Origin of the sequence: Dryocola mayonis (assembly GCF_051307045.1) — a bacterium.
GTDB lineage: Bacteria > Pseudomonadota > Gammaproteobacteria > Enterobacterales > Enterobacteriaceae > Dryocola.
On record NZ_CP150452.1, the window covers coordinates 2,954,562 to 2,970,225 of the forward strand.

Below are 15,664 nucleotides of genomic sequence, written 5' to 3' on the forward strand. Positions count from 1 at the left end.
GTTTTTAACAGCGTGGCTCAGCCTACATCAGCGGCTTCGCAAGCTGCACCAGGTCGATAAGCGGCTGCGGATATACGCCCAGCAGCAGCACCAGCACGGCGGAAATCAGCACGACAACGCCGCCCGCGGTGAACGCCCAGTTGGTTGGGGTATCGCGGTTGAGCTGCTGAGGCGCGCTTAAGTACAGGCTCACGGTCACGCGCAGGTAGTAGTAAAGGCCGATGGCGCTGCCCAGCACAACCGCGCCGGTCAGCCACCACAGGTGCGCCTGAACGCCCACCGCGATGATGTAGAACTTACCGATAAAGCCCAGCGTCATCGGGATGCCTGCCAGAGAGAGCATCATCACCGTCATTACCGCAGACAGGATCGGCTTGTGCCAGAACAGGCCGCGGTAGGAGTACAGAGAGTCCGCATCCGGGCCGCGGTACGGGCTGGACATCAGGCTGACCACGCCGAACGCGCCGAGGCTGCTGAACAGGTAGCCCGCCAGGTAAACGCCCACGGACTCCATCGACATGCTGCCGCTTTGCAGGGCGATCAGCGCCACCATCAGATAGCCAAGGTGCGAGATGGAGGAGTAGCCGAGCAGACGCTTGATGTTGGTCTGGCTTAGCGCCATCAGGTTACCGAAGATAATGGAGGCGAAGGCGATAATGCCCAGCACCACGCGTACCGCTTCGCTGTCGCCTACCGGCGCGTAGAGGAACAGACGCATCACCACGCCAAAGATGGCGATTTTGCTGGCGGTCGCGAGGAAGGTGGAAACCGGAGCGGGCGCGCCCTGGTACACGTCCGGCGTCCACAGGTGGAACGGCACCAAAGAGAGTTTAAAGCCGAGGCCTACGATCATCAGGCCCAGACCCGCCAGCAGCAGCGGCTCGTGCAGCATGTTGTCCGCGAGGCTCTTGCCGAGGCTTACGAATGACAGGCTGCCGGACTCCGCATACACCAGCGCCATACCAAACAGCAGGAATGAAGAGGCTGCCGCTGACAGGATGGTGTACTTGATGCTCGCTTCCAAAGAGCGTTTCTGACGGAAGGCATAGCCTATCAGGCCGAACAGCGGCAGAGAAATCAGTTCAATGCCGAGGAACAGCGCGGCCAGATGGTTGGCGTTAGCCAGCAGGATACCGCCGAGGGCGGCAATCAGCACCAGCAGGTAGAACTCTTCGCGGTTGTCGGTGTAGCCCTGCAGCCACGGATAAGCGAACGTACAGGTAGCAAGGCTTGCCAGCAGCACCAGCCCGGTATAGAGCATGGCGTAGCCGTCAACGCGCATCAGCGGGGTCACGTCCATCGCGCCCGCCTGCCCTACAAACCACAGCGAAACCAGCGCGGCGTTAAGACCGATGACGGACAGGGTTGCATTGACAAAATGGTCGCGTCGCCACGCTATGGAGAGCATCACAACCACCACCGTCAAGCCGACGATTAACAGCGGTAGCAGCGCAATCAAATGTTGAGGAGTTATAGTCATGGCGAATTACGGCCTTGTAGTTGAAATTGAACTGGTGAACCACTGCTGAACGTTACTCATCGCAGCATGCGAGGTATCCAGAATTGGCTGCGGCCAGAAGCCCAGCAGGACTAACAGCACCACCAGCAACAGGATGATAAAGAACTCGCGCAGCGACATTCCCGGCAGCTGCTTATCGCTGATTTCACTTTTCGCTTTACCGAAGTAAGCGCGATGCAGCATCGCCAGGGAGTAAACGGAGGCAAACACCAGGCCGAAGGTCGACACCACGGTAATGACCGGCACCACGTGGAAGCTGCCGAACAGAATCATGAACTCGCCTACGAAGTTACCGGTGCCCGGCATCCCGAGGGTTGCCACAGCAAAGAACATCGACAGACCCGGCAACCATTTAATCTTGTTCCACAGGCCGCCCATCAGGCGCATGTCGCGGGTGTGCAGGCGCTCGTAGAGCTGGCCGCAGATGATGAACATGCCGGCCGCGGAAAGACCGTGCGCGATCATCTGAATAACCGCGCCCTGGTAGGCCAGCTGGTTGCCGGTGTAGATGGCAATCAGGACGAAGCCCATGTGGGAAACGGAGGTGTAGGCAATCAGGCGTTTGATGTCGGTCTGCGCGAAGGCCATCCACGCGCCGTAGAAGATACCGATAACGCCCAGCCACATGGCTATCGGAGCGAATTCAGCGGACGCTTCCGGGAACAGCGGCAGGGAGAAGCGCAGCAGACCGTAGGCCGCGGTTTTCAGCAGGATCCCCGCAAGGTCGACGGAACCCGCCGTCGGCGCCTGGGAGTGCGCGTCAGGCAGCCAGCCGTGTAACGGAACCACCGGCATTTTCACCGCAAAGGCGATAAAGAAGCCCAGCATCAGCAGCCATTGCACGCCGTGGGACATCGGCGTTTTCAGCAGCAGCTCGTAGTTGAAGGTCCACACGCCGGTGGCGTTATAGTGCACAAACACCAGGCCCAGAATGGCAATCAACATCACCAGGCCGCTTGCCTGGGTATAGATGAAGAACTTGGTGGCGGCAGTGATACGCGTCTTCCCGTCGGAGGCTTTATGGCCCCACAGCGCAATCAGGAAGTACATCGGCACCAGCATCATTTCCCAGAAGAAGAAGAACAGGAACATGTCGATGGCCAGGAACACGCCGATAACGCCGCCCAGGATCCACATCAGGTTGAGGTGGAAAAAGCCCTGATATTTTTCGATTTCATTCCAGGAGCAGAGCACCGCCAGCACGCCGAGCAGACCGGTCAGCACCACCATCAGCAGCGACAGGCCGTCCAGCGCCAGGTGGATTTCAATGCCGAAGCGCGGGATCCATTCCCGAACGTATTCGGACTGCCACTGCGGCAGACCCGCGGCCTGCGTCAGAGAGTAGCCGCCCTGCAGCCACAGCTGCAGCGAAAGCGCCAGTGTCAGCCCCATGGTCACCAGCGCTATCCAACGCGGCACTTTTACGCCGAAGCGCTCAGTTTGCCAGCACAGGAAGCCGCCAATAAAGGGGATTAATATTAGCCAGGGTAATAGCATGGCATTTGTGTCCCTAAGTCAAAATAAACCAAAACATCACTCACACTCCTCCCCCGCAGGGGAGGAGACGTTGAATTAGCGCAAGACCAGCAGCAGGCCCAGAACCACCACCGCGCCGATACTCATGGACGCCACATACCAGCGCAGGTAGCCGTTCTCGCTTACCAGCAGGCCGCGGCCTGCGAAGCGCGAAAGCACCGCCGGAATGTTCATCATTGAGTTCAACGGATCGCGTTTGAGCAGCCATGCGATGCCAAGGAACGGCTTCACAAAGACCTTGTCATACAGCCAGTCGAAGCCCCAGGCATGGAACCACCAGGTGCCGAAGAAGCGGCCCGGCGCGCTGTTGGCGATAGCCGTAACCAGCGTACGTTTGCCCAGCCACAGCCATGCGGCAAGCAGGATGCCGGCGATAGCGACGACGCCTGAGGTAATCTCCAGCGTCAGCACGCTGCCGTGCGCCAGCTCCGTGGTTTCCGGCAGCACGCCCGCCAAAGGCGGCACAATCAGCGCGCCAACGAAGGTGGACAGCACCAGCAGCACCAGCAGCGGCAGGTGGTGGGTAATGCCTTTGACCTCGTGAGCGTGAATCTGCTCTTTACCGTGGAAGACGATGAAGATCATACGGAAGGTGTACAGGGAGGTCATAAACGCCCCGACCAGACCTGCCACCATCAGGTTGATATGCCCGTTCGCCAGCGCGCCGGCAAGAATTTCGTCCTTGCTGAAGAAGCCTGCGGTAATCAGCGGCAGCGCGGACAGCGCCGCGCCGCCCACCAGGAAGCAGATATACACCAGCGGAATGGACTTACGCAGCCCGCCCATCTTGAAGATATTTTGCTCGTGGTGGCAGGCCAGAATCACCGAACCAGACGACAGGAACAGCAGCGCTTTAAAGAACGCGTGCGTCATCAGGTGGAAGATTGCCGCGTCCCACGCCTGCACGCCGAGCGCCAGGAACATGTAGCCAATCTGGCTCATGGTGGAGTAGGCCCAGCACGCGCTTGATGTCGGTTTGTACCAGAGCGGCAAAGCCCGCCATCACCAGCGTCACCGCGCCCACGATACCGACCAGATGCAGCACTTCAGGCGTCATCAGGAACAGGCCGTGAGTACGGGCGATCAGGTAGACGCCCGCGGTCACCATGGTGGCGGCGTGGATCAGCGCTGAAACCGGCGTTGGGCCGGCCATCGCGTCCGCAAGCCAGGTCTGCAGCGGCAGCTGTGCGGATTTACCGACCGCGCCGCCCAGCAGCATCAGCGTCGCCCACTTCAGCATCTCGTTGCCTTCGGCGAAGTGCGCAGGCGCCAGCTCAACCATTTCGCGGAAGTTCAGCGTGCCCAGCTCGTTGTAGAGGATGAACAGCGCGAAAGCGAGAAACACGTCGCCCACGCGGGTAACGACAAACGCCTTCATCGCCGCGGCGCCGTTCTTCGGATCGGTATAGTAGAACCCGATCAGCAGATAGGAGCACAGGCCCACGCCTTCCCAGCCGAGGTACATCAGCAGCAGGTTGTCGCCCAGCACCAGCACGACCATGCTTGCGATAAACAGGTTGGTGTAGGCAAAGAAGCGCGAATAGCCCTCTTCCCCACGCATATACCAGGAGGCATACATGTGGATCAGGAAACCTACGCCCGTTACGACGGACAGCATGGTCAGCGACAGGCCGTCGAGCACCAGGTTGAAGCCGATATTAAAATCGCCCACCGACATCCAGGTCCACAGCGGCTGAACAAACGCCTGGCGGCCGTTGTTGAAGAAATCAACGCCCGCAATGGCGGTCACCAGCGCCGCCAGGCCGATAGAGCCAATCCCCACCGCGGCGGACAGGTTCTCCGACCAGCGTCCGCGCGAAAATGCCAACAGTACAAAGCCAATAAATGGCAAAAGAATGGTTAACCAGAGAAGGTTCATCCACGCATCTCACTTACTGAATCGATATTCAGATTCTGGCGACGACGATGGAGCTGCAGCAGCAGCGCGAGGCCAATACTGGCTTCGGCGGCCGCAAGGCTAATCGCCAGGATATACATCACCTGACCGTCGGCCTGGCCCCAATAACTTCCGGCAACCACAAAGGCGAGTGCCGCGGCGTTAATCATGATTTCCAGACTGATCAGCATGAAAAGCAGGTTGCGACGGATAACCAGACCCGTCAGCCCCAGCACGAACAAAATGGCAGCGAGGATAAGTCCATGTTGCAGCGGGATCATACGTGCTCCTCCGTTTTTCTTTTTGTAGCCATGTCCGCCTGACGGTTGCTCAACACTTCGCCGGCGCGGTCTTCACGCCCCAGGTGGAAGGCGACGACCAGGCCTGCCAGCAGCAGCATGGACGCCAGCTCAACGGCTAAAACGTATGGGCCAAACAGCGCGATACCCACCTGTTTCGCATCGATTGCCGTACCCTCGATACCCTGATCGTTAAGACTCAGAATCGCGTACACCAGCACCACCAGCAGCAGCGCAGAAAGCAGGCCCGGGCCGATCCACAGCTGCGGCTTAAGCCATTCGCGCTCCTGCTGCACCACCGAGTTGCCGAGGTTTAGCATCATCACCACGAAGACGAACAGCACCATGATGGCCCCGGCGTAAACGATAATCTCCAGCGCACCGGCAAAATAGGCGCCGAGCGAGAAGAACACCCCGGCGATAGCCAGCAAAGAGATAATCAGATACAAAAGCGCGTGTACCGCGTTAGTGTGCGTGATCACCCGCAGGGTGGTCAGGACCGCCACGAGGGCGCAAATATAAAAAGCGAATTCCATTCCTGACTCCTTAAGGTAACAGGCCTTTGACGTCGATAGGCTTAGCTTCGTTTTCCGCTTCGCCCTTATCTTTGCCGTCGATTGCCATGCCCGCCATCCGGTAGAAGTTATATTCCGGGTATTTGCCCGGACCGGAAATCAGCAGGTCCTCTTTTTCATACACCAGATCCTGACGCTTAAACTCACCCAGTTCGAAATCCGGGGTCAGCTGAATCGCCGTCGTTGGACAGGCTTCTTCGCACAGGCCGCAGAAAATGCAGCGTGAGAAGTTAATGCGGAAGAACTCCGGATACCAGCGGCCGTCTTTAGTCTCCGCCTTTTGCAAAGAGATACAGGCGACCGGGCAGGCAACCGCACACAGGTTACAGGCAACGCAACGCTCTTCGCCGTCCGGATCGCGCGTCAGCACGATACGGCCGCGGTAACGTGGCGGCAGATACACTGGTTCTTCCGGATACATCTGCGTTTCGCGCCTGGCGAAAGCGTGCAGACCGATCATCCAGATACTGCGTACCTGGGTGCCGAAACCAACCACTAACTCTTTCAATGTCATGGTTTTTTCACCCCTTATGGTGCCTGATAGAGAATGACCGCGGCGGTCACCAGCAAATTGACAAGCGTCAGCGGCAGGCAAACTTTCCAGCCGAAGGACATTACCTGGTCATAACGCGGACGAGGCAACGCTGCGCGAATCAAAATGAACATCATCATGAAGAACGCGGTTTTTAACGCGAACCAGATGAACGGAGGCAACCACGGGCCATTCCAGCCACCAAAGAACAGCGTCACAATCAGTGCGGACACGGTGACGATGCCGATATATTCGCCCACGAAGAACAGACCGAACTTCATGCCGGAATATTCAATGTGGTAACCATCGGCCAGCTCCTGCTCGGCTTCCGGTTGGTCAAACGGGTGACGGTGACAAACCGCAACGCCCGCAATCGCAAAGGTGATAAAGCCGAAGAACTGCGGGATGACGTTCCACAGATGCGCCTGGTTGTTGACGATATCGCCCATATTGAACGACCCCGCCTGCGCCACCACGCCCATCAGGGAAAGGCCAAGGAATACTTCATAGCTAAGCGTCTGCGCAGAAGCACGCATCGCGCCTAAAAGCGAGTATTTGTTGTTGCTTGACCAGCCCGCGAACAGGACCGCGTAAACCGCCAGACCCGCCATCATCAGGAAGAACAGGATACCGATGTTCAGATCCGCCACCACCCAGCTCGGGCTGACCGGCACAATCGCAAAGGCCAGCAGCAGCGAGGTGAAAGCGATCATTGGCGCAAGAGTAAAGATCACGCGATCGGAGAAGCGCGGCACCCAGTCCTCTTTAAAGAACATCTTGATCATGTCCGCCACCAGCTGGAGCGAGCCGCCCCAGCCTACGCGGTTCGGTCCATAGCGGTTCTGGAACAGGCCAAGCAGGCGACGTTCGCCGAAGCTCATGAACGCGCCGCAGGTAACGACCACTAACAGAATCACTACCGCCTTGAGGATGCTCAGCAGAATGTCGATAACATCCGGTGTCAACCAGCTCATTGCGCAGCCTCCTGCAGATTTTCAAGACGGGCACCCGCCAGAACCGGCGCAATGCCAGGCATGCCCATCGGCAGGCCAACCTGCCCTGCCGTCAGCCCTTCGGAAAGCCGCAGCGGCAGACTCAGGGTTTGCCCTTCGTAGCTAAAGGAAATCAGGCTGCCGGCGTTGACACCAAGCTTCGCGGCGTCGGCCGGGTTGAGCGTAATGTAAGGCGCGACCATGCGGCTTTGGAAGACAGGAGAGCGCTGGGACATCTCATCGCTACCAAACAGGTGGTAGTACGGTGCGATGCGCCATTTTCCCTCTTCGGCGCGGAAGCTTTCCGGCACGCTATCGAAGAAATCGATGCCCGTGTCCGTGGCTTCAATCAGACGCACGCCCGGATCGCCGTGGCGCAGCTTGCCGCCCACCTCGTCCTGGAATTTGTTCCATGCCTGCGGTGAGTTCCAGCCCGGAGCCCATGCGAACGGAATCTGCGAACGCGGGGCGGAAGGCTGGTTGTTCCCTTCCATAGAGAAGGCGAACATGGTGTCTTTATCCTGCGGCTGGCGCGGTTCGTGCACGCTGATGTTGGCGCGCATCGCCGTACGGCCGCTGGAGCGGATCGGAGAACGAGACAGCTTCTGGCCACGGATGCGGAAGCTTGCGTCAGGCGCGGCTTCTTTAATTCCGGCCAGCTGCGGCAACGCTTTCACGCAGGCGTCGATCACGTGATCGAGCTGCGTCCAGTCCACTTCGCGGCTGCGAACGGTGCTGTGCAGGGAGTGCAGCCAGCGCCAGCTTTCGAGCATCGCAACGTTGTGGTCGTAGTACGCCGGGTCATAAACCTGGAAGAAGCGCTGCGCGCGGCCTTCGTTGTTAATGACCGTGCCGTCGCTTTCGGCGAAGCTTGCGGTGGACAGCACCAGATGGGCTTTGTCCATGATCGCCGTACGCTGATGGTCGATAACCAGCACCAGCGGCGCTTTAGAGAGCGCGGCGTCAACGCGGGCGGCGGAGGCGTGGCGATGCAGATCGTTTTCCAGCACCACGACCGCATCGGCAGCGCCGCTTTCCAGCTCGCTCAGCGCCTCTTCAAGAGAGCCGCCGCCGATCATGCCCAGCCCCACGCTGTTCACCGCGCGCGCAATCATGGTGATGCCGACATCCGCGCCGCGGCCCTTCAGGGCTTTCGCCACGTTTGCCGCGGCCTGGATAACCGCTTCGCTGCCGGCGTTAGTACCGGAAACGATAAGAGGTTTTTTAGCGCCGGCCAGCGCCTGAACGATCACGTCGACCTTGTTTTGCAGGTCGCGATCCAGTTCTACAGCCGGAGAGCTGCTGTCGAGCGCATTAGCAATCGCGAAGCCCAGGCGCGCCTGATCTTCAACCGGCGCGCGGTAGGTCCATGCGGCGATATCGTCCAGACGAGTGCTGTCCACGTTGGTCACAAACAGCGGGTGTTTCGCATGCTGGCCGATGTTGAGGATGGCCGCAATCTGCCAGTCGGCCACTTTTTGCGCCGCCGCCATTTCACGCGCCTTGCCTTTCACCGCCTGGCGAATCGCCAGCGCGGCGCGGGCGCCGGTCTGGGTAACATCTTCGCCCAGAATCAGCACCGCATCGTAAGATTCTATCTCGCGCAGGGCCGGCGTATGAATACCGCTTTCACGCAGCACTTTTAGCATCAGCTGCAAACGGGGCCTGCTCGCCGGAAGCGATACCGGTATAGAAGTTATCCGCACCCACCAGTTCACGCAGCGCGAAGTTGCTTTCTACGCTTGCGCGCGGCGAGCCGATGCCGATGACTTTCTTCGACTGGCGCAGAATATCCGCCGCGCCCTGCATCGCCTGCTCCGCATTAAGGGCGATCACATCGTCGCCGCGGCGCTGAATAGGCTGACGCGGGCGATCTTTAAGATTGACATAGCCGTAGCCGAAACGGCCGCGGTCGCACAGGAAGTAGTGGTTAACGGTGCCGTTGTAGCGGTTTTCGATGCGACGCAGCTCGCCGTAGCGTTCGCCCGGGCTTGTGTTACAGCCCAAAGAGCACTGCTGGCAGATGCTTGGCGCAAACTGCATATCCCACTTACGGTTGTAGCGCTCGGAGTGGGTTTTGTCAGTAAATACGCCGGTCGGGCAGATCTCTACCAGGTTGCCGGAGAACTCGCTTTCAAGCACGCCGTCTTCCGGACGCCCGAAGTAGACGTTGTCGTGAGCACCATACACGCCCAGGTCTTTGCCGTCCGCGTAATCTTTGTAGTAACGCACGCAGCGGTAGCAGGCGATGCAGCGGTTCATCTCATGAGAAATGAACGGGCCGAGGTCCTGGTTGCGGTGGGTACGCTTGGTGAAACGATAGCGGCGGAAGCTATGGCCGGTCATCACCGTCATATCCTGCAGGTGGCAGTTGCCGCCCTCTTCACAGACCGGACAGTCGTGCGGGTGGTTGGTCATCAACCATTCCACTACGCTTTCGCGGAACTGCTTCGCTTCGCCATCGTCGATGGAGATAAAGGTGCCGTCGGAGGCTGGTGTCATACAGGACATCACCAGGCGGCCGCGGGTATCTTCTGCGTTTTGATATTGCTTCACCGCACACTGGCGGCAAGCACCGACGCTGCCCAGCGCCGGGTGCCAGCAAAAATAAGGAATATCGAGGCCTAAAGAGAGACAAGCTTCCAGCAGGTTGTCCGCTCCGTTAACCTCATATTCTTTGCCGTCTACATGAATCGTAGCCATAGTCAGCATGCTTCCAGTTGGCCTGAATAAACTCAGGCGTTAATCAAAAATTCTTGTGCAATACCACCTTCGCTGCGGCCCTCTGCTGATGAGAAAACCAAATGAGCGAAGGGGCTATATCACCAGCGCGTTTTTAACAGGTTCGGCTGAATGCCATTAATGGCACGCGTGTTACCGAAGTCCTGTTTGGCAATGCCTGCTTCGAATTCGTCGCGGAAATATTTAATCGCACTCTGCAATGGCTCAACCGCGCCCGGCGCGTGCGCACAGAAGGTTTTACCCGGTCCCAGGAAACGACACAGCTGCTCAAGCGTCTCGATATCCCCAGGCTGGCCTTCGCCGCGCTCCAGGGCGCGCAGAATTTTTACGCTCCACGGCAGGCCGTCGCGGCAAGGCGTACACCAGCCGCAGGATTCACGGGCAAAGAACTCTTCCAGGTTGCGCACCAGCGGCACCATGCCAATTTCATGGTCAACGGCCATCGCCAGCGCGGTGCCCAGACGGCTGCCCGCTTTACCGATGCTTTCAAACTCCATCGGCAAATCGAGGTGGGCCTCGGTCAGGAAGTCCGTCCCCGCCCCGCCCGGCTGCCAGGCCTTGAATTTCAGACCGTCGCGCATGCCGCCTGCGTAATCCTCAAGGATTTCACGGGCGGTAGTGCCGAACGGCAGTTCCCAGACGCCCGGGTTTTTCACGCGTCCGGAGAAGCCCATCAGCTTGGTGCCGGCATCTTTGCTTAAGCCGCCGCCGATGCCCTGATACCACTCCACGCCGTCGGCGAGAATGGCCGGAACGTTACACAGGGTTTCAACGTTGTTTACGCAGGTCGGCTTGCCCCAGACGCCGCTTGACGCAGGGAAAGGCGGTTTTGAACGCGGATTCGCGCGGCGGCCTTCCAGGGAGTTAATCAGCGCGGTTTCTTCGCCGCAAATATAGCGCCCGGCGCCGGTGTGTACGATCAGCTCAAAATCAAAACCAGACCCGAGGATATTTTTACCCAGCAGGCCCGCTTCGGTAGCTTCCGCAATAGCACGGCGCAGGTTCACCGCCGCTTCGATGTACTCGCCGCGCAGAAAGATATAGCCGCGGTAGGCTTTCAGGGCGAATGCGGAAATCAGCATGCCTTCCACCAGCAGGTGCGGCAGCTGCTCCATCAGCAGGCGGTCCTTATAGGTGCCCGGCTCCATTTCATCGGCGTTACACAGCAGGTAACGGATGTTCATGGACTCGTCTTTGGGCATCAGGCTCCACTTGAGGCCTGTGGAAAAGCCCGCGCCGCCGCGGCCTTTAAGGCCCGCGTCCTTCACCGCATTGACGATGTCGTCCGGCGCCATGCCGGTCAGCGCTTTGCGCGCGCCTTCATAACCGTTTTTGCTGCGATATTCATCCAGCCATACCGGCTGCTTGTCATCGCGCAAACGCCAGGTCAGCGGATGGGTCTCGGCAGTACGAATAATCGTCTTCATTTATACTGCTCCAGCAAATCAGGGATCGCTTCCGGCGTCAGATAGCTGTGAGTATCCTCATCAATCATCATCGTCGGCCCCTTGTCGCAGTTCCCCAGACAGCAGGTCGGCAGCAGGGTAAAGCGACCATCAAAGGTGGTTTGACCCGGTTTGATGTTCAGTTTTGCTTCGATAGCCGATTGAATGCCCTGGTAGCCCGTAATGTGGCAAACCACGCTGTCGCAGTAGCGAATCACATGGCGGCCCACCGGCTGGCGGAAAATCTGGCTATAGAAGGTGGCTACGCCTTCTACGTCGCTGGCAGGAATGCCTAAAACGTCAGCGATGGCGTAAATCGCGCCGTCCGGCACCCAGCCGCGCTGCTTCTGAACGATCTTCAGCGCTTCAATGGACGCGGCGCGAGCATCTTCGTAATGGTGTTTTTCGTGCTCAATCGCTTCACGCTCAGCTTGAGTCAGCTCAAAAGCTTCAGCCTGGGGTTGTAGGTTATCGTGCATAGTTAGCGATCCACATCAGACATTACAAAATCGATACTACCCAGATAGACAATCAGGTCAGAAACCAGGCTGCCGCGGATAGCCGCCGGGATTTGCTGCAGGTGCGCAAAGCTCGGGGTACGAATCCGGGTACGGTAGCTCATGGTGCTGCCGTCGCTGGTCAGGTAGTAACTGTTAATCCCCTTGGTTGCCTCAATCATCTGGAAGGATTCGTTGGCCGGCATCACCGGGCCCCAGGAAACCTGCAGGAAGTGGGTAATCAGGGTTTCGATATGCTGCAGCGTGCGCTCTTTCGGCGGCGGCGTAGTCAGCGGGTGATCCGCCTTGAACGGGCCGGCAGGCATGTTTTTCAGGCACTGGTCAAGAATACGCAGGCTCTGGCGCAGCTCTTCGACCTTCAGCATCACGCGGGTGTAGCAATCGCTCACGCCACCGCCGACCGGGATTTCGAAGTCAAAGTTTTCATAACCGGAGTAAGGACGGGCTTTACGGATATCGAAGTCGATACCGGTCGCGCGCAGGCCGGCACCGGTAGTGCCCCACTCCAGCGCTTCTTTCTTGCCGTAGGCCGCCACGCCCTGCGAACGCCCTTTCAGGATGGTGTTACGCAGCGCGGCTTTCTCGTAGGAGTCCAGACGCTTTGGCATCCACTCGAGGAACTCTTTTAGCAGACGTTCCCAGCCGTTCGGCAGGTCGTGCGCCACGCCGCCGATACGGAACCAGGCCGGGTGCATACGGAAGCCGGTAATAGCTTCCACCAGATCGTAGATTTTCTGGCGGTCGGTAAAGGCGAAGAACACCGGCGTCATCGCGCCAACGTCCTGAATGAACGTGGAGATGTACAGCAGGTGGCTGTTAATGCGGAACAGTTCGGACAGCATGACGCGGATGACGTCCACGCGCTCGGGAACCTTGATGCCCGCCAGCTTTTCCACCGCCAGCACGTACGGCATTTCGTTCACGCAGCCGCCGAGGTATTCGATACGGTCGGTGTACGGAATGTAGCTGTGCCAGGACTGGCGCTCGCCCATTTTCTCGGCGCCGCGGTGGTGATAACCGATATCCGGTACGCAATCGACGATTTCTTCACCGTCGAGCTGCAGGACGATACGGAAGGCACCGTGCGCGGACGGGTGGTTTGGGCCGAGGTTCAGGAACATGAAGTCTTCATGCTCGCTGCTGCGTTTCATTCCCCAGTCTTCAGGCTTGAAGGTCAGCGCCTCCATTTCCAGATCTTCTTTCTGTTTGGTTAATTCAAACGGATCGAATTCGGTGGCGCGCGCCGGGTAATCTTTACGCAGCGGGTGGCCTTCCCAGGTCGGCGGCATCATGATGCGCGTCAGGTGCGGGTGGCCGTTAAAGGTAATGCCGAACATTTCCCAGGTTTCACGCTCGTACCAGTTGGCGTTGGGGAAAAGTTTGGTGAAGGTAGGCACATTCAGGTCGTTTTCAGACAGCGCCACCTTGAGCATGATATCGCGGTTGCGATCGATGGAAATCAGGTGGTAGAAAACGGAAAAATCCGCGGCCGGTAAACCGTCGCGGTGGGTACGAAGACGCTCGTCCATGCCATGCAGGTCAAACAGCATGACGTAAGGTTTTGGCAGCCTTTTTAAGAAATCGCCCACTTCCAGCAGCTGTTCGCGCTTAACCCAGACCACCGGGACCCCGGTGCGGGTAGGCTGAACGGTAAAGGCATCCGGCCCAAAACGGTTACGCAACTCGCCGATCACCGGATCATCTAAATGGTCACGGGTAACACATGCTTGCTGAGCGGCATCTTGCGCGGTTAAATCGGTCATATTTCTCACCATTGCAAATGGTTCTGTGGTGACTGTCGGTCAGTGCTTCGCGCTAATATTATTGATTTGCGAAGCCAATGCTTACTGACTACAGGCGCAAATTAAATTTCGTCTGGTGTCCGCAGGTTGGTCACGGCAATTCGTTCGCCGCGCTTACGCTCGCGCTCCGATTGCATGTTGGCGCGATAAACGCCCTGATCGCCAACCACCCACGAAAGCGGGCGACGCTCTTTACCAATCGACTCCTGCAGCAGCATCAGCGCCTGCATGTAGGCTTCCGGACGCGGCGGGCAGCCCGGGATGTAAACGTCAACCGGCAGGAATTTATCCACGCCCTGCACCACGGAGTAGATGTCGTACATGCCGCCGGAGTTTGCGCAGGCGCCCATGGAGATAACCCATTTCGGCTCAAGCATCTGATCGTAAAGACGCTGAATAACCGGCGCCATTTTGGTAAAGCAGGTGCCGGCGATCACCATCAGGTCAGCCTGACGAGGCGACGCGCGCAGAACTTCGGCGCCAAAACGCGCCACGTCATGCACGGCGGTAAACGAGGTCACCATCTCGACGTAGCAGCAAGAAAGGCCGAAGTTATACGGCCAGATTGAGTTTTTACGCCCCCAGTTAACCATGTCGTGCAGCGCATGCTCGAGCTTGCCCATGTACACGCTACGGTTAATTTCTTGGTCAAGAGGATCGGTTACGATTTCCTGTTTTTGCAGGGGATAACGGTCGTTCTCACCGTTGTTGGGGTCTATGCGGGTGAGCGTATAGTCCATCTTATTGCCTCGCTGTTAGCGCGTATGACGGTTAGTGAGACTGTCGGTTTCCGGGTTGATTTTCTCACGACGCGAACGCGCAGGAGTCCAATCGAGCGCGCCAATACGCACCAGATACACCAGACCAGCCAGTAGCACTAAAATGAAAATTGCGGCTTCCACGAAACCAATCCAGCCACTTTCTCGAATGGAAGTAGACCAGGCATAGAGATACAGGGCTTCCACGTCGAAGATAACGAAGAACATGGCCACCAGGTAAAACTTAGCGGAAAGGCGTAAACGCGCGGAACCAACGGAGTCAATACCTGACTCGAAGGGGGTATTCTTATGCCGGCCCTTAGCTCTCCCGCCAAGGAACCATGCCCCGAGCAGCATTACGCAACACAGGCCAATAGCAACAATAAGAAAGACAGCGAACGCCCAGTGATGAGCGATAACTTCAGTGGATGTTGACATACTCATTGCTTACTCATCAAAAGTGGCGCCAAAACCTCTGCTCTTGCTGGCAGATGAACACCACATCGATTCATGGGAGGAACAATAAACCTTACAATAACTGCTGGAATCAAAAATTTACCAGCAAATTGATGGGGTTTTTTACTCCTTTCTATAACCTTTTGTCAACTTTAACAAAAGTATCCACACATTAGTTTACATTGACATCAATTCATTAACATTTAATGCGTTAAAACCCGGCGCCGCTGAGTTATTCACGCAACCTCCATGATGTTGAATCGTGTCCGTCGTGTGGAAAAATTTAAACAACCCCTCTATTTTGGCAGGAAATCTCAACTATTCCTCCCCCTAATTGGGAGTATTTTCATGATCTGAGACACGCTTTTGTTAATTCACAGCAAAAAGAAGCAACATTGCCGATTGTTTTTTAACATTTTCCTGCTACCCGGCTTCGCGACGGCGGGCAAAAATGAAAACGCAGCGCTGTATTCTAACGCGTTGTTTAGAAGACCTTTTTTCTGTGATTGTGACAAAAAAAAGCCAAACTGCCTAAAAAACAGGCCGCTGGAGCAAATAATCTCTCCAGCGGCCTGTTTTTACAGTTAACATTT

At 57.6% G+C, this 15,664-nt stretch carries 11 protein-coding genes and 2 pseudogenes; all 13 read right to left on the reverse strand.

The genetic code is table 11. The features are described from left to right. Positions 1 to 22 precede the first annotated feature (22 nt). The gene (nuoN, locus tag WLO32_RS14225) at positions 23 to 1,480 is read right to left on the reverse strand and encodes an NADH-quinone oxidoreductase subunit NuoN (RefSeq protein WP_435945699.1); all 1,458 of its coding nucleotides are present in this window, start codon (positions 1,478 to 1,480) and stop codon (positions 23 to 25) included. Positions 1,481 to 1,486: 6 nt separating this feature from the next. After that, the gene (nuoM, locus tag WLO32_RS14230; protein ID WP_435945700.1) at positions 1,487 to 3,016 is read right to left on the reverse strand and encodes an NADH-quinone oxidoreductase subunit M; all 1,530 of its coding nucleotides are present in this window, start codon (positions 3,014 to 3,016) and stop codon (positions 1,487 to 1,489) included. A 75-nt stretch (positions 3,017 to 3,091) separates the two neighbouring features. Then, a pseudogene (gene nuoL / locus WLO32_RS14235) lies at positions 3,092 to 4,934 on the reverse strand (NADH-quinone oxidoreductase subunit L). Continuing rightward, entirely contained in the window at positions 4,931 to 5,233 is a 303-nt protein-coding gene (gene nuoK / locus WLO32_RS14240) for an NADH-quinone oxidoreductase subunit NuoK (RefSeq protein ID WP_121268556.1), read from the reverse strand. The pseudogene nuoL and the gene nuoK overlap by 4 nt, the downstream one beginning before the upstream one ends. Further along, positions 5,230 to 5,787, reverse strand: a complete 558-nt coding sequence (gene nuoJ / locus WLO32_RS14245) for an NADH-quinone oxidoreductase subunit J (protein ID WP_435945701.1) — start codon at positions 5,785 to 5,787, stop codon at positions 5,230 to 5,232. Before nuoJ ends, nuoK begins: the two co-directional genes overlap by 4 nt. A gap of 10 nt (positions 5,788 to 5,797) precedes the next feature. Further along, positions 5,798 to 6,340, reverse strand: a complete 543-nt coding sequence (gene nuoI, locus WLO32_RS14250) for an NADH-quinone oxidoreductase subunit NuoI (protein ID WP_435945702.1) — start codon at positions 6,338 to 6,340, stop codon at positions 5,798 to 5,800. 14 nt (positions 6,341 to 6,354) lie between these two features. Beyond that, positions 6,355 to 7,332 carry an NADH-quinone oxidoreductase subunit NuoH gene (gene nuoH, locus WLO32_RS14255; protein ID WP_435945703.1) on the reverse strand — a complete coding sequence of 326 codons (978 nt, stop codon included), beginning with the start codon at positions 7,330 to 7,332 and terminating at the stop codon, positions 6,355 to 6,357. Beyond that, a pseudogene (nuoG, locus tag WLO32_RS14260) lies at positions 7,329 to 10,053 on the reverse strand (NADH-quinone oxidoreductase subunit NuoG). The gene nuoH and the pseudogene nuoG overlap by 4 nt, the downstream one beginning before the upstream one ends. Positions 10,054 to 10,172: 119 nt before the next feature. Then, positions 10,173 to 11,519, reverse strand: a complete 1,347-nt coding sequence (gene nuoF / locus WLO32_RS14265; RefSeq protein WP_435945704.1) for an NADH-quinone oxidoreductase subunit NuoF — start codon at positions 11,517 to 11,519, stop codon at positions 10,173 to 10,175. Then, entirely contained in the window at positions 11,516 to 12,016 is a 501-nt protein-coding gene (gene nuoE / locus WLO32_RS14270; RefSeq protein WP_435945705.1) for an NADH-quinone oxidoreductase subunit NuoE, read from the reverse strand. Before nuoE ends, nuoF begins: the two co-directional genes overlap by 4 nt. A gap of 2 nt (positions 12,017 to 12,018) precedes the next feature. Next, positions 12,019 to 13,830, reverse strand: coding sequence for an NADH-quinone oxidoreductase subunit C/D (gene nuoC, locus WLO32_RS14275; protein WP_121268545.1), 1,812 nt, complete (start codon positions 13,828 to 13,830; stop codon positions 12,019 to 12,021). Between the two features lie 89 nt (positions 13,831 to 13,919). Next, positions 13,920 to 14,597 carry an NADH-quinone oxidoreductase subunit NuoB gene (gene nuoB / locus WLO32_RS14280; RefSeq protein ID WP_121268543.1) on the reverse strand — a complete coding sequence of 226 codons (678 nt, stop codon included), beginning with the start codon at positions 14,595 to 14,597 and terminating at the stop codon, positions 13,920 to 13,922. Positions 14,598 to 14,612: 15 nt separating this feature from the next. Further along, entirely contained in the window at positions 14,613 to 15,059 is a 447-nt protein-coding gene (nuoA, locus tag WLO32_RS14285) for an NADH-quinone oxidoreductase subunit NuoA (RefSeq protein WP_435945706.1), read from the reverse strand. Positions 15,060 to 15,664 lie beyond the last annotated feature (605 nt).